General features: G+C 55.1%; 23 protein-coding genes. 7 read left to right on the top strand and 16 right to left on the bottom strand.

The window, feature by feature from the left end; genetic code table 11:
* Window positions 1–76 precede the first annotated feature (76 nt).
* The 3 genes from acs (at window position 77) to actP (ending at window position 4,067) form a co-directional block, all read left to right on the top strand.
* Window positions 77–2,035 carry an acetate--CoA ligase gene (gene acs, locus QMG44_RS21750; protein ID WP_086533137.1) on the top strand — a complete coding sequence of 653 codons (1,959 nt, stop codon included), beginning with the start codon at window positions 77–79 and terminating at the stop codon, window positions 2,033–2,035.
* Window positions 2,036–2,106: 71 nt separating this feature from the next.
* Complete coding sequence (locus QMG44_RS21745; RefSeq protein ID WP_014168233.1) at window positions 2,107–2,421, top strand: DUF485 domain-containing protein; 315 nt, start codon at window positions 2,107–2,109, stop codon at window positions 2,419–2,421.
* On the top strand, window positions 2,418–4,067 hold the full coding sequence (actP, locus tag QMG44_RS21740) for a cation/acetate symporter ActP (RefSeq protein ID WP_281853274.1): 1,650 nt from the start codon (window positions 2,418–2,420) through the stop codon (window positions 4,065–4,067). The genes QMG44_RS21745 and actP overlap by 4 nt, the downstream gene beginning before the upstream one ends.
* A gap of 32 nt (window positions 4,068–4,099) precedes the next feature.
* Here the strand turns inward: actP and QMG44_RS21735 are convergent, their stop codons facing one another.
* Together QMG44_RS21735 and QMG44_RS21730 are read right to left on the bottom strand one after the other, a co-directional pair.
* Entirely contained in the window at window positions 4,100–4,789 is a 690-nt protein-coding gene (locus tag QMG44_RS21735; RefSeq protein WP_023310063.1) for an LrgB family protein, read from the bottom strand.
* Window positions 4,782–5,192, bottom strand: a complete 411-nt coding sequence (locus tag QMG44_RS21730) for a CidA/LrgA family protein (RefSeq protein WP_020882833.1) — start codon at window positions 5,190–5,192, stop codon at window positions 4,782–4,784. Before QMG44_RS21730 ends, QMG44_RS21735 begins: the two co-directional genes overlap by 8 nt.
* Window positions 5,193–5,294: 102 nt before the next feature.
* Here QMG44_RS21730 and QMG44_RS21725 point away from each other — a divergent pair, with 102 nt between their 5' ends.
* Entirely contained in the window at window positions 5,295–6,176 is an 882-nt protein-coding gene (locus QMG44_RS21725) for a LysR family transcriptional regulator (protein ID WP_086533136.1), read from the top strand.
* A gap of 48 nt (window positions 6,177–6,224) precedes the next feature.
* On the opposite strand, the gene QMG44_RS21720 is transcribed toward QMG44_RS21725, so the two are convergent.
* The 4 genes from QMG44_RS21720 to soxR all read right to left on the bottom strand — a co-directional run bounded on the left by QMG44_RS21720 (window position 6,225) and on the right by soxR (window position 11,102).
* A complete protein-coding gene (locus QMG44_RS21720) occupies window positions 6,225–7,871 on the bottom strand; it encodes a Na+/H+ antiporter (RefSeq protein ID WP_014168228.1) in 1,647 nt (548 codons plus the stop codon).
* Window positions 7,872–8,023: 152 nt separating this feature from the next.
* A complete protein-coding gene (gene ghxP, locus QMG44_RS21715) occupies window positions 8,024–9,373 on the bottom strand; it encodes a guanine/hypoxanthine transporter GhxP (protein WP_020882835.1) in 1,350 nt (449 codons plus the stop codon).
* A gap of 296 nt (window positions 9,374–9,669) precedes the next feature.
* Window positions 9,670–10,341, bottom strand: coding sequence for a glutathione S-transferase family protein (locus QMG44_RS21710; RefSeq protein ID WP_063157163.1), 672 nt, complete (start codon window positions 10,339–10,341; stop codon window positions 9,670–9,672).
* A gap of 302 nt (window positions 10,342–10,643) precedes the next feature.
* Window positions 10,644–11,102, bottom strand: a complete 459-nt coding sequence (gene soxR, locus QMG44_RS21705; RefSeq protein ID WP_014168225.1) for a redox-sensitive transcriptional activator SoxR — start codon at window positions 11,100–11,102, stop codon at window positions 10,644–10,646.
* A gap of 98 nt (window positions 11,103–11,200) precedes the next feature.
* Here soxR and soxS point away from each other — a divergent pair, with 98 nt between their 5' ends.
* Window positions 11,201–11,527, top strand: a complete 327-nt coding sequence (gene soxS, locus QMG44_RS21700; protein WP_013095071.1) for a superoxide response transcriptional regulator SoxS — start codon at window positions 11,201–11,203, stop codon at window positions 11,525–11,527.
* A gap of 6 nt (window positions 11,528–11,533) precedes the next feature.
* On the opposite strand, the gene QMG44_RS21695 is transcribed toward soxS, so the two are convergent.
* Window positions 11,534–13,099, bottom strand: a complete 1,566-nt coding sequence (locus tag QMG44_RS21695; RefSeq protein ID WP_086533135.1) for an EAL domain-containing protein — start codon at window positions 13,097–13,099, stop codon at window positions 11,534–11,536.
* A gap of 339 nt (window positions 13,100–13,438) precedes the next feature.
* On the bottom strand, window positions 13,439–14,839 hold the full coding sequence (locus QMG44_RS21690; protein ID WP_086533134.1) for a sensor domain-containing diguanylate cyclase: 1,401 nt from the start codon (window positions 14,837–14,839) through the stop codon (window positions 13,439–13,441).
* A gap of 489 nt (window positions 14,840–15,328) precedes the next feature.
* On the opposite strand from QMG44_RS21690, the gene QMG44_RS21685 reads away from it, so the two are divergent.
* Window positions 15,329–15,610 carry a YjcB family protein gene (locus QMG44_RS21685; RefSeq protein WP_020882839.1) on the top strand — a complete coding sequence of 94 codons (282 nt, stop codon included), beginning with the start codon at window positions 15,329–15,331 and terminating at the stop codon, window positions 15,608–15,610.
* 63 nt (window positions 15,611–15,673) lie between these two features.
* On the opposite strand, the gene ssb1 is transcribed toward QMG44_RS21685, so the two are convergent.
* The gene (gene ssb1, locus QMG44_RS21680) at window positions 15,674–16,201 is read right to left on the bottom strand and encodes a single-stranded DNA-binding protein SSB1 (protein ID WP_020882840.1); all 528 of its coding nucleotides are present in this window, start codon (window positions 16,199–16,201) and stop codon (window positions 15,674–15,676) included.
* A gap of 251 nt (window positions 16,202–16,452) precedes the next feature.
* Here ssb1 and uvrA point away from each other — a divergent pair, with 251 nt between their 5' ends.
* Window positions 16,453–19,275 carry an excinuclease ABC subunit UvrA gene (uvrA, locus tag QMG44_RS21675; protein ID WP_014168220.1) on the top strand — a complete coding sequence of 941 codons (2,823 nt, stop codon included), beginning with the start codon at window positions 16,453–16,455 and terminating at the stop codon, window positions 19,273–19,275.
* 3 nt (window positions 19,276–19,278) lie between these two features.
* Here uvrA and QMG44_RS21670 read toward each other — a convergent pair whose 3' ends face one another.
* From QMG44_RS21670 to alr, 7 genes are all read right to left on the bottom strand, one after another.
* Window positions 19,279–19,632 (bottom strand): MmcQ/YjbR family DNA-binding protein, encoded by a 354-nt coding sequence (locus tag QMG44_RS21670; RefSeq protein ID WP_014168219.1) that lies wholly within the window; start codon window positions 19,630–19,632, stop codon window positions 19,279–19,281.
* A gap of 2 nt (window positions 19,633–19,634) precedes the next feature.
* Window positions 19,635–20,051, bottom strand: a complete 417-nt coding sequence (locus tag QMG44_RS21665; protein WP_014168218.1) for a secondary thiamine-phosphate synthase enzyme YjbQ — start codon at window positions 20,049–20,051, stop codon at window positions 19,635–19,637.
* Window positions 20,052–20,164: 113 nt separating this feature from the next.
* On the bottom strand, window positions 20,165–20,878 hold the full coding sequence (gene aphA, locus QMG44_RS21660) for an acid phosphatase AphA (RefSeq protein ID WP_014168217.1): 714 nt from the start codon (window positions 20,876–20,878) through the stop codon (window positions 20,165–20,167).
* 253 nt (window positions 20,879–21,131) lie between these two features.
* Entirely contained in the window at window positions 21,132–22,325 is a 1,194-nt protein-coding gene (gene tyrB / locus QMG44_RS21655) for an aromatic amino acid transaminase (protein ID WP_086533133.1), read from the bottom strand.
* Between the two features lie 75 nt (window positions 22,326–22,400).
* The gene (locus tag QMG44_RS21650) at window positions 22,401–23,411 is read right to left on the bottom strand and encodes an AAA family ATPase (RefSeq protein ID WP_025206390.1); all 1,011 of its coding nucleotides are present in this window, start codon (window positions 23,409–23,411) and stop codon (window positions 22,401–22,403) included.
* A complete protein-coding gene (gene pnuC / locus QMG44_RS21645; protein WP_025206391.1) occupies window positions 23,408–23,965 on the bottom strand; it encodes a nicotinamide riboside transporter PnuC in 558 nt (185 codons plus the stop codon). The genes QMG44_RS21650 and pnuC overlap by 4 nt, the downstream gene beginning before the upstream one ends.
* Window positions 23,966–23,987: 22 nt before the next feature.
* Entirely contained in the window at window positions 23,988–25,067 is a 1,080-nt protein-coding gene (gene alr, locus QMG44_RS21640) for an alanine racemase (RefSeq protein WP_014168212.1), read from the bottom strand.
* Between the last annotated feature and the right edge of the window lies 1 nt (window position 25,068).

The following is a 25,068-nucleotide window of genomic DNA, read 5'->3' as shown; positions in this document are numbered from 1 at the left end:
AAACAAAGCTTGTAAAGCCCCTACTATTAACGTTTTTGCGACATATTATTAACATCTTACAAGGAGAAAAAAAGCCATGAGCCAAGTACATAAACACGACATTCCCGCAAACATTGCGGACCGTTGCCTGATAAACCCGGAGCAGTACCACGAGAAGTATCAGCAATCCGTCTCCAGCCCGGACGTCTTCTGGGGTGAGCAGGGCCATATTCTTGACTGGATTAAACCTTATCAGAAGGTGAAGAACACCTCCTTTGCGCCCGGCAACGTCTCCATTAAATGGTACGAAGACGGCACGCTGAACCTGGCAGCAAACTGTCTTGACCGCCACCTTGCCGAACGCGGTAATGAAACGGCCATTATCTGGGAGGGCGACGACGCCTCTCAAAGCAAACACATTACTTATAAAGAACTGCACCGCGACGTGTGCCGCTTTGCCAACGTTCTGCTGGAAAAGGGCATTAAAAAAGGCGACGTAGTAGCTATCTATATGCCAATGGTGCCTGAAGCGGCGGTAGCCATGCTGGCCTGCGCGCGCATCGGTGCGATTCACTCGGTGATTTTTGGCGGCTTCTCACCGGAAGCGGTAGCCGGACGTATTGTCGATTCCAGCTCGAAACTGGTGATCACGGCCGATGAAGGCGTGCGTGCTGGCCGTGGCATTCCCCTGAAGAAAAACGTCGATGAAGCGCTGAAAAATCCGAACGTGAAAACCGTCAGCAACGTCATCGTCCTCAAGCGTACCGGCGGCAAGATCGACTGGAACAAAGGACGCGACCTGTGGTGGAGCGATCTGATTGAAAAAGCCAGCGACCAGCATCAGCCGGAAGAGATGAACGCGGAAGACCCGCTGTTTATTCTTTACACCTCCGGCTCAACCGGCAAACCGAAAGGCGTGCTGCACACCACCGGCGGCTATCTGGTCTATGCCGCTACCACCTTCAAGTACGTATTCGACTACCATCCGGGCGACATTTACTGGTGTACTGCCGACGTAGGCTGGGTCACCGGTCACAGCTACCTGCTTTACGGCCCGCTGGCCTGTGGTGCCACTACGCTGATGTTTGAAGGCGTACCGAACTGGCCAACGCCGGCGCGCATGTGTCAGGTGGTCGACAAACACAAGGTCAATATTCTCTATACCGCCCCAACGGCGATCCGCGCATTAATGGCGGAAGGCGATAAGGCCATTGAAGGCACTGACCGCTCTTCGCTGCGCATCCTCGGTTCCGTTGGCGAGCCCATCAACCCGGAAGCCTGGGAGTGGTACTGGAAGAAAATCGGCAACGAAAAATGTCCGGTAATGGACACCTGGTGGCAGACCGAAACCGGCGGCTTTATGATCACCCCTATGCCGGGTGCGACGCAGTTAAAAGCCGGTTCAGCAACTCAACCGTTCTTCGGCGTACAACCTGCGCTGGTGGATAACGAAGGTAATCCGCTGGACGGGGCCACCGAAGGCAATCTGGTGATCACCGATTCCTGGCCGGGCCAGGCGCGTACCCTGTTCGGCGACCACGAGCGCTTTGAGCAGACCTACTTCTCCACCTTTAAAAACATGTACTTTAGCGGTGACGGCGCCCGGCGTGACGAGGACGGTTATTACTGGATAACCGGGCGCGTGGACGACGTGCTGAACGTCTCCGGCCACCGTCTGGGTACCGCGGAGATTGAATCCGCGCTGGTATCTCATCCGAAGATCGCCGAAGCCGCCGTCGTTGGGATCCCACACAACATTAAAGGCCAGGCGATTTACGCCTACGTCACGCTGAATCATGGCGAAGAGCCGTCACCAGAGCTGTATGCCGAGGTGCGCAACTGGGTACGTAAAGAGATTGGCCCGCTTGCCACGCCGGACGTGCTGCACTGGACCGACTCTCTGCCGAAAACCCGCTCAGGCAAAATTATGCGCCGCATATTGCGCAAAATCGCAGCCGGTGACACCAGCAACCTCGGTGATACCTCAACGCTTGCCGATCCTGGCGTGGTGGAAAAACTGCTCGAAGAGAAGCAGTCCATCGCAATGCCATCGTAACGCGATCTCCCCTCTCCCCCCGGGAGAGGGAATAAAAAAACCTCCCCTATAAATACTTCTGGAGACCTCTGATGAATAACGATATTTGTCAGCAGATAGAGAATAGTGCGCACTACAGGGAGCTCGTGGATAAACGGCAACGGTTTGCCTTCTTACTTTCCATCATCATGCTGATTATTTACGTCGGCTTTATTCTGCTGATTGCCTTTGCCCCACACTGGCTCGGTACGCCGCTGCACGCGGGCACCAGCGTCACGCGCGGAATTCCGATTGGGATTGGCGTGATAATCATTTCGTTTGTGCTGACCGGCGTGTACGTCTGGCGCGCCAATGGCGAATTCGATCGTCTTAACAGAGCAGTCCTGGCAGAGGTAAAAGCATCATGAAGAGAGTCCTGACGGCGCTTGCCGCCACACTTCCCTTTGCCGCCAACGCCGCTGATGCCATCACCGGCGAGGTACAGCGCCAGCCAACCAACTGGCAGGCGATTATCATGTTCCTGATTTTCGTGCTGCTGACGCTGTACATCACGTACTGGGCCTCGAAACGCGTGCGCTCCCGTAATGATTACTACACCGCAGGCGGCAACATTACCGGTTTTCAGAACGGGCTGGCAATTGCAGGCGATTTTATGTCCGCCGCCTCCTTCCTCGGTATCTCCGCGCTGGTATACACCTCCGGCTACGATGGTCTGATTTACTCCCTCGGCTTCCTCGTGGGCTGGCCGATTATTTTGTTCCTGATCGCTGAACGCTTGCGCAACCTGGGCCGCTATACCTTCGCAGACGTGGCCTCCTACCGGCTGAAGCAGGGGCCGATTCGTACCCTCTCCGCCTGCGGCTCGCTGGTGGTGGTCGCGCTGTATCTGATTGCGCAGATGGTCGGCGCGGGTAAATTGATCGAACTGCTGTTCGGCCTGAACTACCACATCGCGGTGGTGCTGGTGGGTGTGCTGATGGTGATGTACGTCCTGTTCGGCGGCATGCTGGCCACGACCTGGGTGCAAATCATCAAAGCGGTCCTGCTGCTGTTCGGCGCCAGCTTTATGGCCTTTATGGTCATGAAACACGTCGGGTTCAGCTTCAATAATCTGTTCACTGAAGCGATGGCGGTACACCCGAAAGGGGAAGCGATCATGAGCCCTGGCGGGCTGGTGAAGGACCCTATTTCTGCGCTTTCGCTCGGTCTGGGTCTGATGTTTGGTACGGCTGGCTTGCCACACATCCTGATGCGTTTCTTCACCGTGAGCGATGCGCGTGAAGCGCGCAAAAGCGTCTTCTACGCCACGGGCTTTATGGGTTACTTCTACATCCTGACCTTTATCATTGGTTTTGGCGCCATCATGCTGGTGGGGGCGAATGCGGCGTTTAAAGACGCGGCGGGCGGGCTGATTGGCGGTAACAACATGGCGGCAGTGCATCTGGCCGACGCGGTAGGCGGTAACCTGTTCCTTGGCTTTATCTCGGCCGTGGCCTTCGCCACCATCCTCGCGGTGGTTGCCGGGCTGACGCTGGCGGGTGCGTCTGCGGTATCGCACGACCTCTATGCCAACGTTATCCGCAAAGGGGCAAGCGAACGTGATGAGCTGAAAGTCTCGAAAATCACCGTGCTGGTGCTGGGCGTGGTCGCTATTCTGCTGGGGATTTTGTTCGAGAAGCAGAACATCGCCTTTATGGTGGGGCTGGCCTTCTCCATTGCGGCAAGCTGTAACTTCCCTATCATCCTGCTCTCCATGTACTGGTCAAAACTGACCACCCGTGGGGCGATGATTGGCGGCTGGCTGGGGCTTTTGACGGCCGTGATTCTGATGGTCCTTGGCCCGACGATTTGGGTACAGATCCTCGGTCACGAAAGCGCTATCTTCCCGTATGAATACCCGGCGCTGTTCTCCATTGCCGTGGCGTTTATTGGTATCTGGATCTTCTCCGCGACCGATAACTCGCCGGAAGGTAACCTGGAGCGTGAGAAATTCCGCGCCCAGTTTATCCGCTCACAAACGGGTCTGGGCGTCGAGCAAGGCCGCGCGCACTAACCTCGTCTCCCCGGCTTTATCGGCCGGGGAAATCAGAACATCACCCACGCCACCAGCGGTGCAATCAATACCATCACCACGCCCGAGAGCATCATCACCAGGCTTGCCACCACCCCTTCCTGCTGCCCGAGTTCATACGAACGTGCCGTTCCCGCACCGTGCGATGCCGCGCCAAATCCCGCCCCTTTCGCCATTCCTTCACGGATCGACAGCCGCAAAAAAAGCATGTCGCCAACCGCCATCCCGAAGACGCCCGTCACGACCACAAACAACGCGACCAGATCCGGCTGTCCGCCGAGCGGCTTGGCCGCGGCCAGCGCAAACGGGGTGGTGACCGAACGGACGGCCAGGCTACGCTGAATTTCATCGGGCAGCGTAAACAGCCGGGCCAGCCAGACGGAACTGCAGACCGCCACCACCGTGGCCGTGATCACGCCAGCGCTGAGCGACATCCAGTGGCGTTTGATGATCGCCAGGTTGTCATACACCGGTACCGCAAAGGCAATGGTCGCAGGCCCCAGTAGCCACAGCAGCCAGTGGGATTCCCCAATGTAGTTCTGCCAGGAGATATGCCCAAAGACCAGCATCAGGACCAGCAGGATCGGCGTAAAGACCAGCGGCATCAGCGGCAGCGCGTGAAAACGGCGATACAGGCGTTTATTGGCAAAGTAGATCGCCAGGGTGGCAATCAGGCACAACACGCTTATCTGGAAGTTAGTCATGCTTTTGCCTGCTGATTTCAAACCGATACACTTTATCAACCACCCAGGCGGTGGCCCCCAGCACCATCAGCGTGCTCAGCGCAATGACCGCGAAGATGCGCCAGCCATCTACCCTCAGCAGTTGCGCATAGTTCACCACCGCGACCACGGCAGGCACAAAGAACAGCAGCATCTCCGCCAGCAGCCAGCGCGCGCCGGCGCGTACCCAGTTGAGGGGGATAACGCGGCAGAGGATAAGCGTCAGCATCAGCACCATTCCGACCAGGTTGGCAGGCAGCGGCAGATGCAACCAGTTGACAAGATATTCCGCGAAAACAAACAGTCCCGCATAAAGCAGTACCTGAACCGGTACCTGAAGTCGTTGCACAACGGCAGGCGTAACACGGCTTAACGCCATGGCCATGGGGGTTTTCCTCAAAAATGAGACGAGGCGCCAGTATAGTGAGCGCACGTAATGGACTGAAATGAATTAAAATCATCAAAGGTATAGTTCCGAGGAATAATCATGGACATAAGAACGCTGCGCTATTTTGTCGAAGTGGTTCGTCAGCAAAGTTTTACCCGCGCAGCGGAGAAGTTGTTTGTCACCCAACCCACCATCAGCAAGATGCTGAAAAACCTCGAAGATGAACTGAACTGCACCCTGCTTATCCGCGATGGACGGAAGCTGCTGCTGACCGATACCGGGCGGGTCGTCTTTGAACGCGGGCTGGCGATCCTGGCGGAGTTCCGTCAGCTGGAAGCGGAGCTTGGCGATATCAATCACCTGACAAAAGGGCTGCTGCGCCTCGGCATCCCGCCGATGGTTGGGATGATGATGGCCGGCCCCATCAGCCTGTTTCGCCAGCGTTATCCCGGCGTTGAGCTGAAGATTTCCGAGTTTGGCGGCTTAACGGTTCAACAGGCGGTCACCAACGGCGAGCTGGATGTCGCCATGACCGCCCTCCCCGTGGAAGAAGAGAGCGGTCTGGCGACGCTGCCGCTCTTTAGCCACCCGCTGTGCGTGCTGGTACCCCGCTCTGGTGACTGGCTGAAGGTCAACACGGTGAAACCCGAACGGCTCGGTGAACACCCGCTGCTGATTTACAACGAAGATTTCGCCCTCAGCCGCCAGCTGATGGCGCTGTTTAATCAACACAACGTGAAGCCGCGCATTGCGGTGCGCAGCGGGCAGTGGGATTTCCTGGCCGCGATGGTGCAGGCTGGCGTCGGCATTGCGATATTGCCGCAGCCGATTTGCGAACGGCTCGATAAAAACACCCTGCGCTGGATCCCGCTGGAAAGCGATTTGCACTGGCAGTTAGGGATGATTTGGCGCGAAGGGGTTTATTTATCGCACAGCGCGCAGGCGTGGCTGAAATGCTGCGAAGGATTTTGGGTCCCCTGACCCTCTCCGGGCGGAGAGGGTCAGGGTGAGGGCATCAGCCCGCACGGACTACTGATTCTCTATCAGCAAGGCTTCCAGCAAATCCAGATCGTGCAGCAGTTTTTGCAGCGTCTCATTGCTGATTTGCCGCGTGGCGCGCAGGTGGTACAGCTCCGCACGCTCTGAGCGCAGCGCCGCCAGACGGAACCGGCGCTCCAGGTTCTCCTCCTGCAGCGAACTTTCCACATCGTTGCGGCCATCGGCACGACGACGCAGGTTACCAATCACGCGCGAGCTCACTTCGGTCAGCAGCTGGTTGTCGATGTTCTCTTCCGTGTCCGCCGCAAGACGTTCTTCCATCTTCTGAATGGCCACAATCGCCACTTCGGCGGTCGCCGCGCGGGCAATACGCTCCTCTTTATGCTGCTGAGTCGAGTCACCCGTCTCAATATGCTGCAGCAGAAGAGGCAGCATTATCACGCCGACAAACAGTGAGAACAGAATCACCCCTGCCGCCAGGAACACCAGTTCATAGCGCGCCGGGAAGACATCGCCCGTGGGCAGCAGCAGCGGAATGGACAGCACACCGGCAAGCGTAATCGCCCCGCGAACGCCAGCAAAAGAAGCAATCAGCAGCTCCCGCGTGGTCCACGAGCCGAACTCCATCGGTTTTTTCGTCAGGAAGCGCATGCTGAATTTTTTCATCGTCCACAGCCAGCCGAAACGCACCAGCATCAGCGCCATGTAGATCAGCACGATATCGGTGAACAACATCCACGTTTCGACGTTCGGGTCGGCCTCGGCCGCCACCAGCGAGGATTCCATGATGCCCGGCAACTGCAGGCCCAGGAGCAGGAACACCATCCCGTTAAAGACAAATTCCAGCATCGCCCAGGTGCTGTTTGCACGCAGGCGCATGGCCAGCGGCGCACGGCGCATTACGCCGGAGCGGGTGATGGTCATCCCCGCCGCCACCGCCGCCAGAATGCCCGACACGCCGATATGTTCGGCAATCAGGTAAGAGGCAAACGGCAGAAGGAACAGCAGTACAATCTGTGTCGCCGGTTCATCGCCGCCCCAGCGGCTGAGGAAGCGCAGCGAACGACCATACAGCCAGCTCACCACAAACCCGGCCAGGATACCGCCAATCGCCACCTTGAAGAATTCCAGGGTCGCGCCGCCTACGGTAAAGATCATCGTGCCCATCGCGACGGCCACGGCAAATTTCAGGGCAACCAGGCCAGAGGCGTCATTCATCAGCGCCTCACCCTGTAAAATCCCCATGATTTTCTTCGGAATACGGCCTTCACCGACAATGCCGGACAACGCCACGGCATCGGTTGGTGACAGCACCGCGGCCAGCGCAAAGGCCGGAATTAACGGAATGCCCGGTACCGCCCAGTAGATCAGGAAACCAATCCCAACCACCGTGACCACCACGAGCGCCAGCGCCAGACCTAATATCTCTCGCCCGTGCTCAAGGAATTCACGCGTGGGCGTTTTCCAGCCATCGGCAAACAGCAGCGGCGGAATAAACAGCACGAGGAACAGTTCGGGGTCGAACTCCACGTGCAGGCCAAACGTCGGCCACGCCAGCAGCGCGCCGATGGCAATTTGCATTAATGGCAGGGGGACCTGAAAGGGCAGTACGCGTGTGACTACCCCGGATAGCGAGACCACAAGAGTCATGATGAGTATTGTGAAGAAGATTTCCATGCGTTCCCTGTTTGCTGTGTTTCTTAAAAGCCAAACCTAAGGCGTCGTGCCTGTTATTCTATCTTCCCCAGAGTAACGCAAAAGACAACGGGATGAGTCCTGAAAATAAAAACGGGCGGCCTGAGCCACCCGTTTTCGCATCAATGGACAACTTAGATTGCCCAGCCGCCCGCGTAGAACGCCACCAGCGCGACGGCAATCACAACGGTGCCGATGTTCAGCTTGCGCCACTCGCCGGAGACCAGACGCCCAATCACCAGCGACGCGAAACCGATCATGATGCCGGTCACGATATTACAGGTCAGCACGATAAAGACCGCCGTGATGAGGCCTGACATCGCATCCACAAAATCAGCAAAATCGATTTTCGCCACGTTGCTCAGCATCAGCAGACCAACGTACATCAGTGCAGGTGCGGTCGCGTAGGCCGGCACCAGGTAGGAGAGCGGAGAGAGGAACAGGATCAGCAGGAACAGCACGCCAACGGTAATGGCCGTCAGGCCGGTTTTACCGCCTGCCGCCGTACCCGCAGCGGACTCGATATAGACCGCAGCCGGAGCCGCGCCCACCAGACCCGAGAAGACGCTGCTCAGGGAGTCGGTGGTCAGCGCTTTGCCGCCATCGATAATCTGACCGTCTTTATCCAGCAGGTTCGCCTGACCCGCGACGGCACGGATGGTACCCGTTGCATCAAACACCGCGGTCATCACCAGCGCCAGCACGCTTGGCAGGATCACCGGGTTCAACGCCCCCATGATATCCAGGCTGCCAATCAGAGAGTTGCCTTTGTCATCACTCAGCGACGGCATGGCGAAAATCCCGGAGAAGTGAACGTTAGGATCGAAAATCAGGCCAACAATGGACACCCCGATAATGGTCAGCAAAATGCCGCCCGGGACTTTCAGTTTTTCCAGACCAATAATTACCGCCAGACCGATCAGGGACATAATGACCGGGAAGCTCGCGAAGTGCCCCAACGCCACCGGCAGACCGTCCAGCGGGTTCTTGATCACCAGGCCGACGCCGTTTGCGGCAATCAGCAGCAGGAACAGCCCGATACCAATGCCGGTGCCATGCGCCACGCCCTGAGGCAGGTTGCGCAAAATCCAGCTACGGATGCCGGTGGCGGAGATAACGGTAAACAGTACACCCATCAGGAACACGGCACCGAGCGCAACCGGTACGCTGATGTGCTGACCCAGAACCAGGCTGAAAGCGGTAAAGGCGGTCAACGAGATTGCACAACCGATCGCCAGCGGCAGGTTCGCCCACAGGCCCATCACGATGGAGCCAACGCCCGCCACGAGACAGGTAGCAACAAAGACAGCAGCCGGCGGGAAGCCCGCTTTACCCAGCATACCCGGAACGACAATGACGGAGTAAACCATCGCCAGAAACGTGGTCAGACCGGCAACGATTTCCTGACGCACGGTGCTGCCGCGAGCCGAAATTTTAAAAATGGCGTCAAGCGAACCGCCAGTACGCGCAGATGGCGTAGACATAGAAAACATCCCCTGAGAGTTTTTATAGAAAGTCCGTAAGCGTGGTGGAGACGCCACTGCCAGCTAAACGTCAAATCCGTGTTTTGCATTTGCGACGAAAGGGGCGTCACAGAAAAAGCAAACGTTTAGCTCCGCGCTTACAAACGGGTGGTCAAATTAAGGCAAACGATTATCTAGCCTAATCCCCGCCCTTTTCAACTGAACTTTATCGTTTTTCGCTAAAATTCCCTTATGACGCTGAAGAAATAAACAGAGGATGCGCAAACGTTATCGTCTGTGCGCAATTTGTTTACATTTCACTCCCCACCCGGAATCGATAACGGGCCACCTTGCTCCAGCGTTTTTTGCCAGCCAGGGCTGCTCTCTACTTTTTTCTTCCAGGCCTGGGTATGCGGGAGGTTATCGATGCCACCGCGCGCCAGCAGGGCAAAAATCGGGAAGCTCATCTGAATATCCGCCATGCTGAGCGCGTCGCCGGCAAACCAGCTGTTTTCGGCAAGATGCGACTCAATAAAGCGTGCATGGGTTTCAAGCTGGCGGTTGAGATACGCTTTTTGCACTCCCTGCCCCAGCGCTTTACCCAACGTGCGGATACCAAACGGCACGGGCGGCTTACCGAGGCTACTGAAAACCAGCTTCATCAACAGCAGCGGCATTAGCGAACCTTCGGCATAGTGCAACCAGAAGCGGTATTGCACCTTATGCGCAGGATCCAGAGGTTTAAGCCGCGACTCAGGATCGTAGGTTTCCTGAAGATATTCGAGGATGGCCCCCGACTCGGCGAGGATCAGGCCGTTATCTTCAATAACCGGCGATTTGCCCAACGGGTGCACTTTTTTGAGCGACTCAGGCGCCAGCATGCTCTTTTCGCGCTGGTAATGAACAATCTCATAGGGCAGGGAAAGTTCTTCCAGCGCCCAGATCACACGGTGTGAGCGGGACTGGTTCAGGTGGTGTACCGTGAGCATTGTATTCTCCTTTTATTCATACTTTTTAACTATAGAAAATCGAACAACACCGCGAAAAAAATTCGCCTAAAAAATGGCCTGACCGACTGGCGAAAAGACGGGTCTTGCATAGAATTAAAGTGTCAGCACAATCCGGAACCTCCCCAACACGCTCGACATGAGGGGTGCTGATGTCGGGGGAAACCCTCCCGTGAACCAGCGGGATAGAGTGAAAGACAAAGACCGGGAAAAACTAAAGCGCCCTTTTGTGGCGCTTTAGTTCTTTATGAGGTGCGGTATGAGGTGCGGTTTTCTGCCGCATCTCAGTCTTCCTCCAGCAACCGCGCCCCTGTCCCCTGCTCACCCAGCCTGTCGCCCGGGTTACGCAACGGACAATCACTGCGCGACAAACAGCCGCAGCCAATACATCCGTCCAGTTCATCACGCAGCGCTACCAGCGTGTGAATGCGTCGATCCAGCTCTTCACGCCACTGAGAGGAAAGCTCTTTCCACTCTTTCGGGCTGAGAGAGTGCCCTTCCGGCAGCACGCCGAACGCATCGCCGATGGTGGCCAGGGGGATTCCGATTCGTTGGGCAATTTTGATAATCGCGACATAACGGAGCACATCACGCGTGTAGCGTCGCTGGTTTCCGGCGTTTCGGATGCTTTTAATTAACCCTTTGCTTTCATAGAAGTGGAGCGCCGACACCGCAACGCCGCTTCGCTTCGCCACTTCGCCGGGGGTTAACAACGCTTTAATTCGCGGCAATCTCTTTTCCATAAAACCTCTTTACCTCAAGTTAACTTGAGGAATTATACTCGCCCGCAGAGAAAACGACGAATCAACCAGGGCAGTTGTATCTACAGAGGGGCAACCTTATGTCGCATCAGCAAATTATTCAGACACTTATTGAATGGATTGATGAACATATCGACCAACCGTTGAACATTGATGTGGTCGCTAAAAAATCCGGCTATTCGAAATGGTATTTACAGAGAATGTTCCGTACCGTTATGCACCAGACGCTGGGTGAGTACATTCGTCAGCGCAGACTGCTGCTGGCGGCGCAGGCCTTACGCTCAACGCAGCGGCCCATTTTTGATATCGCGATGGATCTGGGATATGTGTCGCAACAAACCTTTTCCCGCGTGTTTCGCCGCGAGTTTGACCGCACACCGAGCGACTATCGCCACCAGTTGAATTAATGACTCTCAATGCAAAGGTTGCTGCTGCCAGGTCATAAACTCCTGGGGCGGCATCGCTTTCGCGAAGTGCCATCCCTGACAGAACTGAACGCCACGTTTCAACAACCAGCTCACCTGTTCTGCCGTTTCCACCCCTTCCGCAATGGTTTTAAGCCGCAGGCTTTGTGCCATCTCAATAATATGCTCGGCGATAAGGTGGCTGGTGCTGTTGGTTGTTAGGGTGTCGATAAAGGATTTGTCGATTTTCAGAATATCGACATTCAGCGAATAAAGGTTGTGCAGGTTAGAGTAACCCGTTCCAAAATCATCAATCGCCACTTCGTAACCCGCCTGACGGAACGCCTGAATAACCGGAGTGGTTTTAGGGACATCAATAAAACCGCGCTCCGTGACTTCGATTTTAATTTGCTGCGCACGCACGGCGTAGTGTCGGGCCTTGTCCGAAATCATGGCGATCAGCCGTGAAGAGTGGAAATCCGTGGCCGACAGGTTAATCGAAATATAGAGATGCGGATGCGTTGCCAGGAATGTCCCCAGATCGCTGAATACCTCTTCGACAACATAATCCGTAATTCGCTCGCTCATGCCCTCTTTTTCCGCCAGCGGAATAAATTCAGCCGGGCTCATGACCGGCCCGTTAAAGCCAGGCCAGCGTAATAACGCCTCGGCTCCCACGCACCGGTTGTTCTTGATATCAATAATCGGCTGATAGTGAACACAAAGCTGGCGTTTATTGAGCGCTCGCTGCAGTAACCGCCCGGGAGAATTGAGTTCACGATGGGTGCGAGACCACACCAGCAAAATAATTATGCTGCAGATCATCCCCAGCGGTAGCGTCAACGTCGCCTGGTGATAAAGCATTTCATAAAAACGTTTATTCGACGTCGACACGATAGCGGCAATAGGCCGTTTTGGGGATTTGACGACTGTATAAAAACGGTTATCTTTTTGAAATACCGATTCCTTATCCCGAATCATCGAACTTAATAAAGAAACATTCGCGCGCTGACTGACGGAAAAGAATGCATTCGTTACCGTGTCGTATACCCCCCACGAAAGGGAATGATCTGTCGACATTACTTCGCTGTAGGAAAGCGGATTGACCACCACAACATAATTTCCGCGCTGCATATATGTCATTTTATAGCCAGTAAAAAATGGCGTATCGCGATAATAATAGATAGCAACGTCAGGTTTACGTGTGTAATTAGCAGTGGATATCAGATAAGGATTGGCGGGTGTAAAAACGGTCGAACAAAGAAAATTCTGACCTTCTGCATAAATTAAATCCGCCACAAACAGACGACCCCGAACAACGTTCAACATATATTGGCGATGTTCTGGTGTACAACGTTCACCCTGATATTTTTCAGCCTCGTCGCGGGCCAGATCAACCTGTTGAATTACCAGCTCTGTTTTGTCTAACGCCAGTTCAGCAAAGGTACGTAGCTGGGCGCTTGTTTCCGACACGGCTCTTATCTGGGCAAACCATAGCGCAAGCATCACCGGCAGCATAACTACCATGATGATCCCTACCACCCTGAGCATCTTGCGCCGCGCGCTACGATTCATTTCCCGCCCTATATCCCTGCATGTTGTACGCCTGTAGTAATGAAGGCCGGATGCTTTGTTTAACAGGTGATTACGTTGCATGAATCATGCGAAGTTAGCAACTGACTTTTAGTATTAAAAATCTTAATTTTCGTTATGACGATAATATTTTCCCGTAAGCTAAACTGTAAGTATTCGTTCCGTTTCAATTAAGGAAAATAATTATCCAGCGGGTACGGGAGGTTTTAAGATAACACAACAGAGGATCGTTGATTAAGCCAAACTTCTGACAGTGTGAAAAAACAACAACGGCAACATGACATTTTATGCTATTTACTCGCGCGTATTTTGTTTTTTGATTTATAAATAATCAGCAGCCACCACCGTTTTCCCCCGACCCGTACGCTTGGCGTCATATAATGCTTTATCGGCACGCATCAGTAATCCTGAAGTATCGTGTTGGCCCTGGCAGACCTCCACCGCCCCGGCGCTGAATGACAGCACCAGCTTTTTCTCTCCCACCACGAGCGGGTTGGTTTTGAGGGCAGTACGTAGCCTCGCCGAAAAAAGGGCGCCCGCGTTGCCGTCGGTTCGTGCCAGCAGGAGTAAAAACTCCTCGCCGCCCACACGGCCAAGCGCAGCGTTCTCGGGGCTTAACTCACGGATTGCCTGGCAAAAGTGGATAAGTGCCCGATCGCCCACCTGATGCCCCCACCGATCGTTGATCTGTTTGAAAAAATCCAGGTCAAACATGAGCACGCAAAAATGGCTGTCAGCATCCTGCCTGGCATTTGCCGCCAGCGCGGATTCCAGCTGCTGTAAAATGGTTGAACGGTTAAAACACCCGGTAAGATCGTCCGTGGTGGCTTTCACTTCCAGCTGCTGTTCGGCTTTTTTACGCTCGGTAATATCAAGCCCGATATTCAGGACTGAGCTGTCCGGCAGCAGAATGTTTGACCACAAAACCGTCAACGGCGTACCGTCTTTACGCAGTGGATGCCACTCGTACATATCCTTTAGCGGCGAGACATTTACCGACTCCCTGACCCGTCGCCGCTCTTCCGGGTCGGGGTAAAACAGTGAGAGCGGATCGGCATGGGCGCTGATCTCCGCCATTGTCCAGCCAAACACTTTTTCACACTCAGCATTCCACAGCACGCAGCGGTTAAATTTATCGAATGAGTTCATTAAAACAGGCGCTCGTTCAAACAGGGTTTTATATTGGGTCACCACACGCTGCATTTCCTGCGCTGTTTTTTCACGAACGATAATTTCTGAAAAATAGTCTTTTAATTTTTCGACCAGTACCGCAACAATACTTTTCAGGATGGCCAGAGAATATAACGGCTCAGCAAACGCCAGAAAGAAATAGCCGCTGCCTTGTCCGTTATGGGTTGAAAGCTTGCATAACACCCCGCTTTGCAATTGCGAATAACCAGGATGATGAGCGGAGAATAATGCGCGGCCGATATTCTCTTTCCAGTAGACGACCCGCCACGCGCGGTGATGCTTCTCCAGCAGGGTACCGGCAAGAAAATCGGCCACCTCAAATGAGTGACAGGTCACTTCACCGGCACAGACCACGCGCTGCAGCCCGTCAGTATCAACGCTAATCCAGGCCAGGCTTGCCCCGAAGGCCCGGTTGATCGTCTCAAGCATCTCACCCAGCGAACAATGGGCGTGAAGCTGGGGCATCAGATCTGCCAGCGCATGCAACGCCCGCAGGCTGTCATTAACAATCTCACGTCGTTTTTCTTTCATTTTCTTCGCAGATTATTAAGCGTTAAACCGGACGCAACTTTCTTCAGATTCAAAAATCGGCGAGCCAGAGCAGGATGCTGAATATCAGCACAGCTGGAGTGCGAGACGTTGTGTGTAATTAAAAACGTACAAAGAGAAAAAAACCAATAAAATTCAAAAACCTGAATTATAGAATGCGAGTAAATTTATTTATCCACTCAAGCATAATCCAAAGGGTTGTTGCTGTAAACGTTCTACAGCACACCTCAATTTGCAGAGGATTTGTTATCTCAATGAATTTATTACCTGGAAGCGATAAAAGGGGGTCATTAGCGTGCAAAGATATATTTTCCCCTCAATCCTCGTGCGACGCCTGGCTGTGATAATTCCTGCTTTTTTCACCCGTCTGAGGCTGGCGAATAAATCAACAAATGTGATATAGTTCACACATATTGTGTAACGAGAAACACTGTTTCATTCAGTTCGTCTGTTTTGTTGAGGATGGGTTTTATGGCAACCATTACTACCAGCATGGTTCTCCTGCGCTGGCCTTTGTTAAGTGCGGTGCTGATGTTCCTGGCCAGCACGCTAAACATTCAGTTTCGTAAATCTGACTATGCTGGCCTTGCTGTCATCAGCACCCTGTTGGGGTTGGGCGCAGCATGCTGGTTCGCAACGGGCCTGCTTGGCATCACCCTGCTGGATCTCGCTGCCGTCTGGGAAAATATTAAAGTGGTCATGGTGGAAGCCATGAGCCATACCCCGCCAGACTGGCCGATGGTGATTACCTGATCCCTGAGATGAATAAAAAAACCCAGACCGAGGTCTGGGTTTTTTGTTTTAAACAGTCGGATATCAGAACGGAATATCGTCGTCGAAGTCCATTGGGGGTTCGTTAGACGGTGCTGGCGCGGACTGCTGCTGTGGGCGAGACTGCGCGCCACCGCTGAACTGGTTGCCGCCCTGTGGCTGCTGAGGCTGACCCCAACCGCCCTGCTGCTGCTGACCGCCACCTGCTGGTGCGCCACCGCCCTGACGGCCACCGAGCATCTGCATGGTGCCACCCACGTTGACCACAACTTCCGTGGTGTACTTCTCAGCGCCGGCTTGATCGGTCCATTTGCGGGTACGCAGTTGGCCTTCAATATAAACCTGAGAACCTTTACGCAGATACTCACCAGCCACTTCCGCCAGTTTGCCAAACAGCACTACGCGGTGCCATTCGGTCTGCTCTTTCATCTCACCGGTCGCTTTATCACGCCAGGATTCGGAAGTAGCCAGCGTAATGTTGGCAACTGCGCCACCACTCGGCATGTAGCGTACTTCCGGGTCCTGGCCCAGATTACCGACGAGAATCACCTTGTTTACGCCTCTGCTGGCCATGTTCGTGTCTCCTGAATACGTTTCTTAATAGTGTAAACGCGCGAGTGTACCATTTCCACGCTGCAATTTGCATAGTTGCGTAGTCGGTTCCGAAATCTCTCGCGAACTCGACATTGTTACACAGTGAATCAGAAAATGCATTCCAATACTGTATATTCAAACAGGTCATTTTGTGTCATAATTAGCCGTTTCTGACAGCCGTTTGTCCTTCAAACAAACCAGGCAATCCGTGTTCCAACCGGGAAAGGTGAATGGATAAGATCGAAGTTCGGGGCGCCCGCACCCACAATCTCAAGAATATCAACCTCATAATCCCTCGCGACAAACTCATCGTCGTGACCGGGCTTTCGGGGTCTGGCAAATCCTCACTGGCTTTCGACACTTTATATGCCGAAGGACAGCGTCGTTACGTGGAGTCACTCTCTGCATACGCACGTCAGTTCCTGTCACTGATGGAAAAACCGGATGTAGACCATATTGAAGGGTTATCACCTGCTATCTCCATTGAGCAGAAATCCACCTCGCATAACCCGCGTTCAACGGTTGGTACGATTACCGAAATTCATGACTACCTGCGTCTGCTGTATGCACGCGTGGGTGAACCGCGCTGCCCGGATCACGACGTCCCGCTGGCCGCGCAGACCGTAAGCCAGATGGTGGATAACGTGCTGTCGCAGCCGGAAGGCAAACGCCTGATGCTGCTGGCGCCCATCATTAAAGAGCGTAAGGGCGAGCACACCAAAACGCTGGAGAACCTGGCAAGCCAGGGCTATATCCGCGCCCGTATCGACGGCGAAGTGTGTGACCTGTCGGATCCGCCTAAGCTGGAGCTGCAGAAGAAGCACACCATCGAAGTGGTGATTGACCGTTTCAAAGTCCGTGACGATCTGGCGACCCGCCTGGCCGAATCCTTCGAAACCGCGCTGGAACTCTCTGGCGGTACGGCCGTGGTCTCCGATATGGACAACCCGAAAGCGGAAGAGCTGCTCTTCTCCGCCAACTTTGCCTGTCCGATTTGTGGTTACAGCATGCGCGAGCTGGAGCCGCGTCTGTTCTCGTTCAACAACCCGGCGGGCGCCTGTCCGACGTGTGACGGGCTGGGCGTACAGCAATATTTTGACCCGGACCGCGTGATCCAAAACCCGGAGCTGTCGCTGGCTGGCGGTGCGATCCGCGGATGGGATCGCCGCAACTTCTACTATTTCCAGATGCTGAAGTCGCTGGCAGAGCACTATAAATTCGACGTCGAAGCCCCGTGGGCCAGCCTGAACCCGAACGTGCACAAAGTGGTGCTGTTCGGTTCCGGCAAAGAGAACATCGAGTTCAAGTACATGAACGATCGCGGTGATACCTCCGTGCGCCGTCACCCGTTTGAAGGGGTGCTGCACAATATGGAACGCCGCTACAAAGAGACCGAATCCAGCGCGGTTCGCGAGGAGCTGGCGAAGTTTATCAGCAACCGTTCCTGTGCGACCTGTGAAGGTACGCGTCTGCGCCGTGAAGCTCGCCATGTGTTTGTTGAAAACACGGCGCTGCCGACCATCTCAGACATGAGCATCGGTCACGCGATGGACTTCTTCAACAACCTGAAGCTCTCCGGCCAGCGCGCGAAAATCGCGGAAAAAGTGCTGAAAGAGATCGGCGATCGTCTGAAGTTCCTGGTGAACGTCGGCCTGAATTACCTGACGCTTTCCCGCTCCGCAGAGACCCTCTCCGGTGGCGAAGCTCAGCGTATCCGCCTCGCGAGCCAGATTGGCGCAGGCCTCGTCGGCGTGATGTATGTGCTGGATGAACCCTCAATCGGCCTGCACCAGCGTGACAACGAGCGTCTGCTCGGCACGCTTGTCCACCTGCGTAATCTCGGTAACACGGTGATTGTGGTTGAGCACGATGAAGACGCGATCCGCGCCGCTGACCACGTTATCGATATCGGCCCGGGCGCTGGCGTACACGGCGGCCAGGTGGTCGCGGAAGGAACGCTGAAAGATATTATGGCGGTGCCGGAGTCATTGACCGGCCAGTACATGAGCGGCAAGCGCAAGATTGAAGTGCCGAAACAGCGTGTACCGGCGAACCCGGAAAAAGTGCTGAAGCTGACCGGCGCCCGCGGCAACAACCTGAAAGATGTGACGCTGACGCTGCCGGTTGGGCTGTTTACCTGTATCACCGGCGTATCCGGTTCCGGTAAGTCGACGCTGATCAACGATACGCTGTTCCCGATTGCGCAGACGCAGCTGAACGGCGCGACGCTGGCCGAACCGGCGCCGTACCGTGACATCCAGGGGCTGGAGCATTTCGATAAAGTGATCGATATCGATCAGAGTCCAATCGGGCGGACTCCGCGTTCCAACCCTGCCACCTATACGGGCGTGTTCACACCCGTACGTGAACTGTTTGCAGGTGTGCCGGAAGCGCGTTCACGCGGGTATACGCCAGGACGTTTCAGCTTTAACGTGCGCGGCGGACGCTGTGAAGCGTGCCAGGGCGACGGGGTTATCAAGGTTGAGATGCACTTCCTGCCGGATATTTACGTGCCGTGCGACCAGTGCAAAGGCAAACGCTATAACCGCGAAACGCTGGAGATTAAGTACAAAGGCAAAACCATCCACGAAGTGCTGGATATGACCATCGAAGAGGCGCGTGAGTTCTTTGACGCGGTCCCTGCGCTGGCGCGTAAGCTGCAGACGCTGATGGATGTGGGCCTGACCTATATTCGTCTGGGGCAGTCTGCCACCACGCTGTCTGGCGGTGAAGCACAGCGCGTGAAGCTGGCGCGTGAGCTCTCCAAACGCGGTACCGGCCAGACGCTGTACATTCTCGATGAGCCGACCACCGGTCTGCACTTTGCCGATATCCAGCAGCTGCTTGATGTTCTGCATCAGCTTCGCGATCAGGGCAACACGATTGTGGTCATTGAACACAACCTGGACGTGATTAAAACCGCGGACTGGATTGTCGATCTCGGCCCGGAAGGCGGCAGCGGCGGGGGTGAAATCCTCGTCTCCGGTACGCCAGAGACCGTTGCAGAGTGCGAAGCCTCGCACACCGCGCGCTTCCTCAAACCGTTGCTGTAATTGTCACACGGAGAGTTGCTGTCGGGTCGCTTCCGGCAGCAGCTCTACCGCCTGCTGATAAGACGCGTCCACCAGATAGTAAATTTGCGAACCCGGCAGTGAACCGTCGAGATAAACGGTACTCCAGTGCGCTTTGTTGAGATGCTTGCTTGGCCGGACGTCATGGTGCTGCTGGCGTAACAGCTCCGCCAGTTCCGGACTGGTTTTCAGCGACGCCGCCGGGCGACCCTCAACCTCTTTCACCATCGCAAACAGAATATCCCCCACTTTAATCTGCGTGGCTTTCCAGTCGCTGTGAACGCTTTGCTCCGCGCCAGGTTTACTCATGCAGTACTGAAGTAGCTCCGAAATTGTCATCTTTATTCCCCTTGTAGCGTTGCGATAATTTTACGCGAACCACCGTGAATACGATGTTCTCCCAGCCAGATCCCTTGCCACGTTCCCAGCAGTAACCGACCATTGTGCACCGGCAGCATCAGCGATACGCCCAGCAGAGAGGATTTGATATGCGACGGCATGTCATCTGCTCCCTCATAGTCGTGTTCATAAGGGGCGTTGTCCGGAACGGTTTTGAGAAAATGCTGCTCCATGTCAGACCGGACGGTGGGATCGCAATTTTCATTAAGCGTGAGAGAGGCTGACGTGTGCTGAAGCAGCAGATGCAGTAACCCCGTCCTGATGCGCGAGAGGTCGCGAATTTGCCCAATGACTTCATCAGTCACCAGATGAAATCCACGAGGTTTCGCGCTTAAGGTCAGGGTCTGTTGATACCACATGTGCTGCTCCGTTATGAAAGATGAATCTTTCTAAGTGTGCAGCAAGAAAGCGAAAGGTAAAACCCACAGCGGCGAGATTTGATTAAAAAAGAGGCAGCCTCGCCGCCCGGCGGTTAATACTCAGAATTAACAATCACTTCTTCGCCAAACTTTCCGGCCATGGGCAACGGTCGATACGTAGAGTTTGAGGCGCGTAACACCCTGATCCCTCTGGCTCCGACGTCATGCGCGGCGGTGATATCGTTATCTGAATCGCCATAGAAGACTTTGATGTTCTTCTGTTCCAGCCATTGGGTTTTGGTGTTTTGGCCGGGTTTGTCGCCGGCAAAAATAACCGGATTCATGCTGGAAGCCGGGATCTGAAAATCATCCTGCAGCGTTTTAGAGACGGTTTCGGTTTTGGTCTGGCTGCGTCCGGTCACAAAGTAAATGCTGTCACCGCGTTTAACGTGCATGGCGATAAGCGCGCGCGCCACCTCTTTAGGAATGCTGAACTCGTCCCAGCCGTTATTCATCTTTTCCCAGAACTCGGGGTTCTTCAGATACGCTTCGCTGTCCGGTGAGTAGGTTTTTTTGCCCCGCCAGAATCCCGGGCTGGAAAACAGGACCGTATCGTCGATATCAAAGCCTACAGCCATTGGCGGGCGCCCTAACAGGCTATTTTCGATTTGGGCTACGGATACCCAGTGAACAGGTGCCTGCTCGGCAAGCATGGCGGCTGTTGTGCCGGTGTAAAGTGGCGTCGGTGCGGAAGCGCGCGCCACGACGGCACTATTTAGCGAGAATAATAAGCAGGCGGCGCTGAGCGCCAGTGTGATCTTGCGCATGTTTTCCCCTGAATATTCAGTTTGTTATCGTTTTATTTTGAGTGAATGGTCAAAAAACTATCCGACCATAACCCCGGGGGGAGATGAAGGAAAGGAGTTTTTACTTATGAAGCTGAATAAAAAGAAGAAGATCACAAAGCGCGGATGAGGTCCGAAAGCCCGGTAGACGCAGCGCCACCGGACAGGATATTTGTGCGTCATGATGCTCTCACTCGGCCCTCTCCCGCAGGGAGAGAGCATGGATAGTGAGTGCTTACATCACTGCCGCAAACGCCTGCGCAACACGATGAACGTTGCTGGCATTAAGCCCCGCCACGCACATACGGCCGCTGGAAATCAGGTAGACGCCGAACTCTTCACGCAGGCGATCGACCTGAGCCGCGCTGAGGCCGGTGTAGCTGAACATCCCACGCTGCTTAAGCAGATAGTCAAAATTATGCCCTGGGACGGCCTCTTTCAGCACGTCGACCAGCTCCTGACGCATCGTCAGGATGCGCTTGCGCATAGATTCCACTTCGGCGAGCCACGACGCTTTCAGCCGATCGTCACCCAGCACCGTGGCGACTACCTGCGCACCAAAGTTTGGCGGGCTGGAGTAAATGCGGCGCACGGTCGCCTTCAGCTGACCGAGCACGCGTCCGGCCGCTTCAGCGTCCTCACAGACCACTGACAGGCCGCCGACGCGCTCACCGTACAGGGAGAAGATTTTTGAGAACGAGTTGCTGACCAGCGCAGGCAGTCCGGCGCTGGCAACGGCGCGGATAGCGTAGGCATCTTCTTCCATGCCCGCGCCAAAGCCCTGATAGGCGATGTCGAGGAAGGGGATCAGGTTACGCGTCTTCAGCACGTCGATTACCGCATCCCACTGGGTATTAGTCAGGTCTGCACCGGTCGGGTTATGGCAGCACGGATGCAGCAGAACAATACTGCGCTCCGGCAGCGTATTCAGTTTTTCCAGCAGCGCGTCAACACGCACGCCGTTGGTTTCGCTGTCAAACCACGGATAGGTCTGCACCGTAAAGCCCGCGCCCTCAAAAATCGCCACGTGGTTTTCCCACGTCGGGTCACTGACCCACACGCCAGAATCCGGGAAGTATTTTTTCAGAAAGTCAGCGCCAACTTTTAATGCGCCCGAACCACCCAGCGTCTGGATGGTCGCCACCCGTTTTTGTGTCAGCACGGCGTGATCGGCACCAAACAGCAGCGGCGCAATGGTGTTGCGGTAGCTGTTTAACCCTTCCATTGGCAGATAGAGCGAGGCCCCGTGCGGGACGGCGTTAAGACGCACTTCCGCTTCTGCCACGGCTTGCAACTGAGGAATAATGCCCTCCTCGTTGTAATACAAACCAATACTGAGGTTGACTTTGTCGCTGCGAGGATCTTCTTTGAAACGCTCCATTAAGGAGAGAATGGGGTCGCCGGCATAGGCGTCAACTTTCTGAAACACGCGATGATTCTCCGGAATTCGATGAGGCAGGGATTTCAACAATAAACCGGATATGACAGAAGATCGAGAGCGATATCAGATCCGTTCCTGCAGATGTCGTCGAATCTGTTCAATGCGTTCAGCGAGCGAACCAGAAACAGGCAGATAGGGGATATTTCTGTCAGTTAACGCGCGGATGTACCATGCCTGTTGTCGCTGGCGGAATGCAGCCCCCTGACGGGTACCATCCTGAACAAAAGGAAACTCATCGCCACAGAGCACCACCAGAGAATATGCACGCCCGGCTAATTCCTCTAGCTCCCGTGGCGCGCTGCCAAACTGGTCGAGCATATAAAACAGCGTGGTTAAGGGCGAGGTATCGCAAACCAGGAAGGGAGCCGTGCTGGCCATCGCTTCACGACGCACCTGCTCGCGGGCAATATGCAGCAGATCGTCGCATCCCAGCACGCCGTTCTTCTCTTCCCAGTATTCTCGGCCAAACTCGGCGACAAATGGGGCGTTGAGCGTCGTCGCCAGCGCGCGGGAAAGCGTGCTTTTTCCTGTCGATTCGCCCCCCAATAAACAAATCCGAAAGACAAAGCTACGGTAGACCTCCGGGGACATCATCGTGCGGTAGCGATGGACGTCAGAACGTATCAGGGTTCCCGAGGGCGCATCAGGCCCCTTCGGACGCTGGAGGCGGACATGCGTAACCTGCTTGCCAAAACGCTGGCTTAACACCGCCGCAAATCCGTCGCCGTAGTCTTCGGCGGTAAATACGGCCTGTGGCTGGCAGTGAAGTATTTTTTCACACAGCGTTGCCACGTAATGCCGGTGAAGATCGGCATCCGCATCATTATGCGGCAGTGGTTCAAGCGCATGGGTCGCGATGACCTCCGGCGTCAGCACAAGGTGATGACATTGCGGGAAGCGCGCGCTTAACCAGTGAAGGCGCTTGTCGGGGTCATAACCCGGGATTTCCGGACGCGAATAACTGATGATATAGACCGTCTCACACTGGGCCAGCGCAGCATTTATCAGCGCTTCATGCCCCACGTGTAATGGCGCAAATTTGCCCACAACCAGACCGTCGCGATAAGGCTTCACTGGGTGCGAATCTCCTTACGCCACTGATATAAACCGTGCCAGGCATTAAACCAAAACACCAGATATAAACCCGCGGTCAAATGCAGATCTCTCATCGCATATAACGGTACCGCCAGCGTGTTTACAGCCAGCCAGACGTACCAGTTCTCCAGGCGTCGCCCCATTAACATAAACTGTGCAAGCACGCTGAATGTCAAAATAACGGAGTCCACCCAGGGGGCCCAGGCGTTAGTGTAGCGATGCAAGATCAGGCCATAACCCGCGGCCACCAGCAGGGCGCAGGCGAGCAGGATGAAGAAATGTCTGGGCGGGGTACGCCGAACGGGCAATACCTCCCCGCGATGACCTTTGAGCCAGTGCACCCAGCCGGTGATGCTGGTGATGATGAAAAAGAGCTGCAGGGTAACGTCAGCGTAAAGCTGAACCGAATAAAAGACCCAGCCATAAAGCCCACTGCCGATGATGCCTATCCACCACGTGTGAATACTGTTTCTGGCAGCCAGCCAGACCGAGAGGGCATAAGCCAGACAAGCGGCCATTTCGGATGGTGACATTACCCCTCCCTGGAAAGGTCTGTTAGTCGATGTACTTCATCGCAACCCTTGATGTCAGGCGCGTGATAAGTTCGTAAGCACTCACTTTTGTGATTTCAGCGATGCGTTCAACAGGCAAACCCTCACCCCACATCACCACGTCATCACCCGGTTTATCCTGCGCATCTGGCCCGAGGTCAATGCAGATCATGTCCATCGCCACGCGGCCCACGATGTTCGCTTCACGGCCATTGACCAGTACCGGCGTGCCGGACGGCGCGGCGCGGGGATAACCGTCGCCATAGCCCATCGCCACCACGCCAAGGCGTGTGTCGCGCTCGCTGGTCCAGGTTCCGCCGTAGCCCACGGGCTCACCCGCTTTGTGATCGCGCACGGCAATCAGGTTAGACACAAGGGACATTACCGGCTGGAAACCAAAATCCGGCCCCCAGGGTCTGTTCTCCAGTGGAGAGACGCCGTAAAGAATAATGCCTGGACGCGCCCAGTCGAAGTGCGACTGCGGCCACAGCAAAATACCGCCAGACGCGGCAATGGAGCGCATTCCTGGCTTGCCTTCGCAGAAAGTATTAAAAATATCCAGCTGCTGCTCGGTCGCGCCACACTCGGGTTCATCGGCACGGGCAAAGTGGCTCACGATATTCACCGGCTGACGGACGTTTTTGCACTGACACAGACGCTGATAAAACGCGTCCGCCTTTTCCGGGCGCACGCCCAGACGGTGCATGCCGGTATCGAGCTTCATCCAGACGGTGACCGGCTCACTCAGCTCGGCGGTTTCCAGCGCCGCGAGTTGTTCTTCGTTATGTACCGCGGTGTGCAGATGCTGGTCAGCAATGGTCGGCAGATCTGCCGCTTCAAAAAAGCCTTCCAGCAGCAAAATCGGTTGAGTGATCCCGCCCGCGCGCAAGCGGATGGCTTCTTCAAGACGGGCGACGCCAAAGGCGTCGGCATCGGGGAGCGTTCGCGCGGTCTCAATAAGACCGTGTCCGTAAGCGTTCGCTTTCACGACTGCAACGAGTTTACTGGCGGGAGCCAGTTCACGCAGACGTTGCAGGTTGTGTCGCAGAGCGCGGCGGTTAATGACTACAGTTGCCGCTTGCATT

Origin of the sequence: Enterobacter sp. 200527-13 (assembly GCF_027924865.1) — a bacterium.
Lineage (GTDB): Bacteria > Pseudomonadota > Gammaproteobacteria > Enterobacterales > Enterobacteriaceae > Enterobacter > Enterobacter ludwigii.
This window is presented reverse-complemented; position numbering and strand designations above follow the sequence as displayed.

Coding starts and splice junctions, on each gene's coding strand:
- acs (WP_086533137.1), top strand. CDS start 77: ATGAGCCAAGTACATAAACACGACATTCCCGCAAACATTGCGGACCGT.
- QMG44_RS21745 (WP_014168233.1), top strand. CDS start 2,107: ATGAATAACGATATTTGTCAGCAGATAGAGAATAGTGCGCACTACAGG.
- actP (WP_281853274.1), top strand. CDS start 2,418: ATGAAGAGAGTCCTGACGGCGCTTGCCGCCACACTTCCCTTTGCCGCC.
- QMG44_RS21735 (WP_023310063.1), bottom strand. CDS start 4,789: ATGACTAACTTCCAGATAAGCGTGTTGTGCCTGATTGCCACCCTGGCG.
- QMG44_RS21730 (WP_020882833.1), bottom strand. CDS start 5,192: ATGGCCATGGCGTTAAGCCGTGTTACGCCTGCCGTTGTGCAACGACTT.
- QMG44_RS21725 (WP_086533136.1), top strand. CDS start 5,295: ATGGACATAAGAACGCTGCGCTATTTTGTCGAAGTGGTTCGTCAGCAA.
- QMG44_RS21720 (WP_014168228.1), bottom strand. CDS start 7,871: ATGGAAATCTTCTTCACAATACTCATCATGACTCTTGTGGTCTCGCTA.
- ghxP (WP_020882835.1), bottom strand. CDS start 9,373: ATGTCTACGCCATCTGCGCGTACTGGCGGTTCGCTTGACGCCATTTTT.
- QMG44_RS21710 (WP_063157163.1), bottom strand. CDS start 10,341: ATGCTCACGGTACACCACCTGAACCAGTCCCGCTCACACCGTGTGATC.
- soxR (WP_014168225.1), bottom strand. CDS start 11,102: ATGGAAAAGAGATTGCCGCGAATTAAAGCGTTGTTAACCCCCGGCGAA.
- soxS (WP_013095071.1), top strand. CDS start 11,201: ATGTCGCATCAGCAAATTATTCAGACACTTATTGAATGGATTGATGAA.
- QMG44_RS21695 (WP_086533135.1), bottom strand. CDS start 13,099: ATGAATCGTAGCGCGCGGCGCAAGATGCTCAGGGTGGTAGGGATCATC.
- QMG44_RS21690 (WP_086533134.1), bottom strand. CDS start 14,839: ATGAAAGAAAAACGACGTGAGATTGTTAATGACAGCCTGCGGGCGTTG.
- QMG44_RS21685 (WP_020882839.1), top strand. CDS start 15,329: ATGGCAACCATTACTACCAGCATGGTTCTCCTGCGCTGGCCTTTGTTA.
- ssb1 (WP_020882840.1), bottom strand. CDS start 16,201: ATGGCCAGCAGAGGCGTAAACAAGGTGATTCTCGTCGGTAATCTGGGC.
- uvrA (WP_014168220.1), top strand. CDS start 16,453: ATGGATAAGATCGAAGTTCGGGGCGCCCGCACCCACAATCTCAAGAAT.
- QMG44_RS21670 (WP_014168219.1), bottom strand. CDS start 19,632: ATGACAATTTCGGAGCTACTTCAGTACTGCATGAGTAAACCTGGCGCG.
- QMG44_RS21665 (WP_014168218.1), bottom strand. CDS start 20,051: ATGTGGTATCAACAGACCCTGACCTTAAGCGCGAAACCTCGTGGATTT.
- aphA (WP_014168217.1), bottom strand. CDS start 20,878: ATGCGCAAGATCACACTGGCGCTCAGCGCCGCCTGCTTATTATTCTCG.
- pnuC (WP_025206391.1), bottom strand. CDS start 23,965: ATGTCACCATCCGAAATGGCCGCTTGTCTGGCTTATGCCCTCTCGGTC.
- alr (WP_014168212.1), bottom strand. CDS start 25,067: ATGCAAGCGGCAACTGTAGTCATTAACCGCCGCGCTCTGCGACACAAC.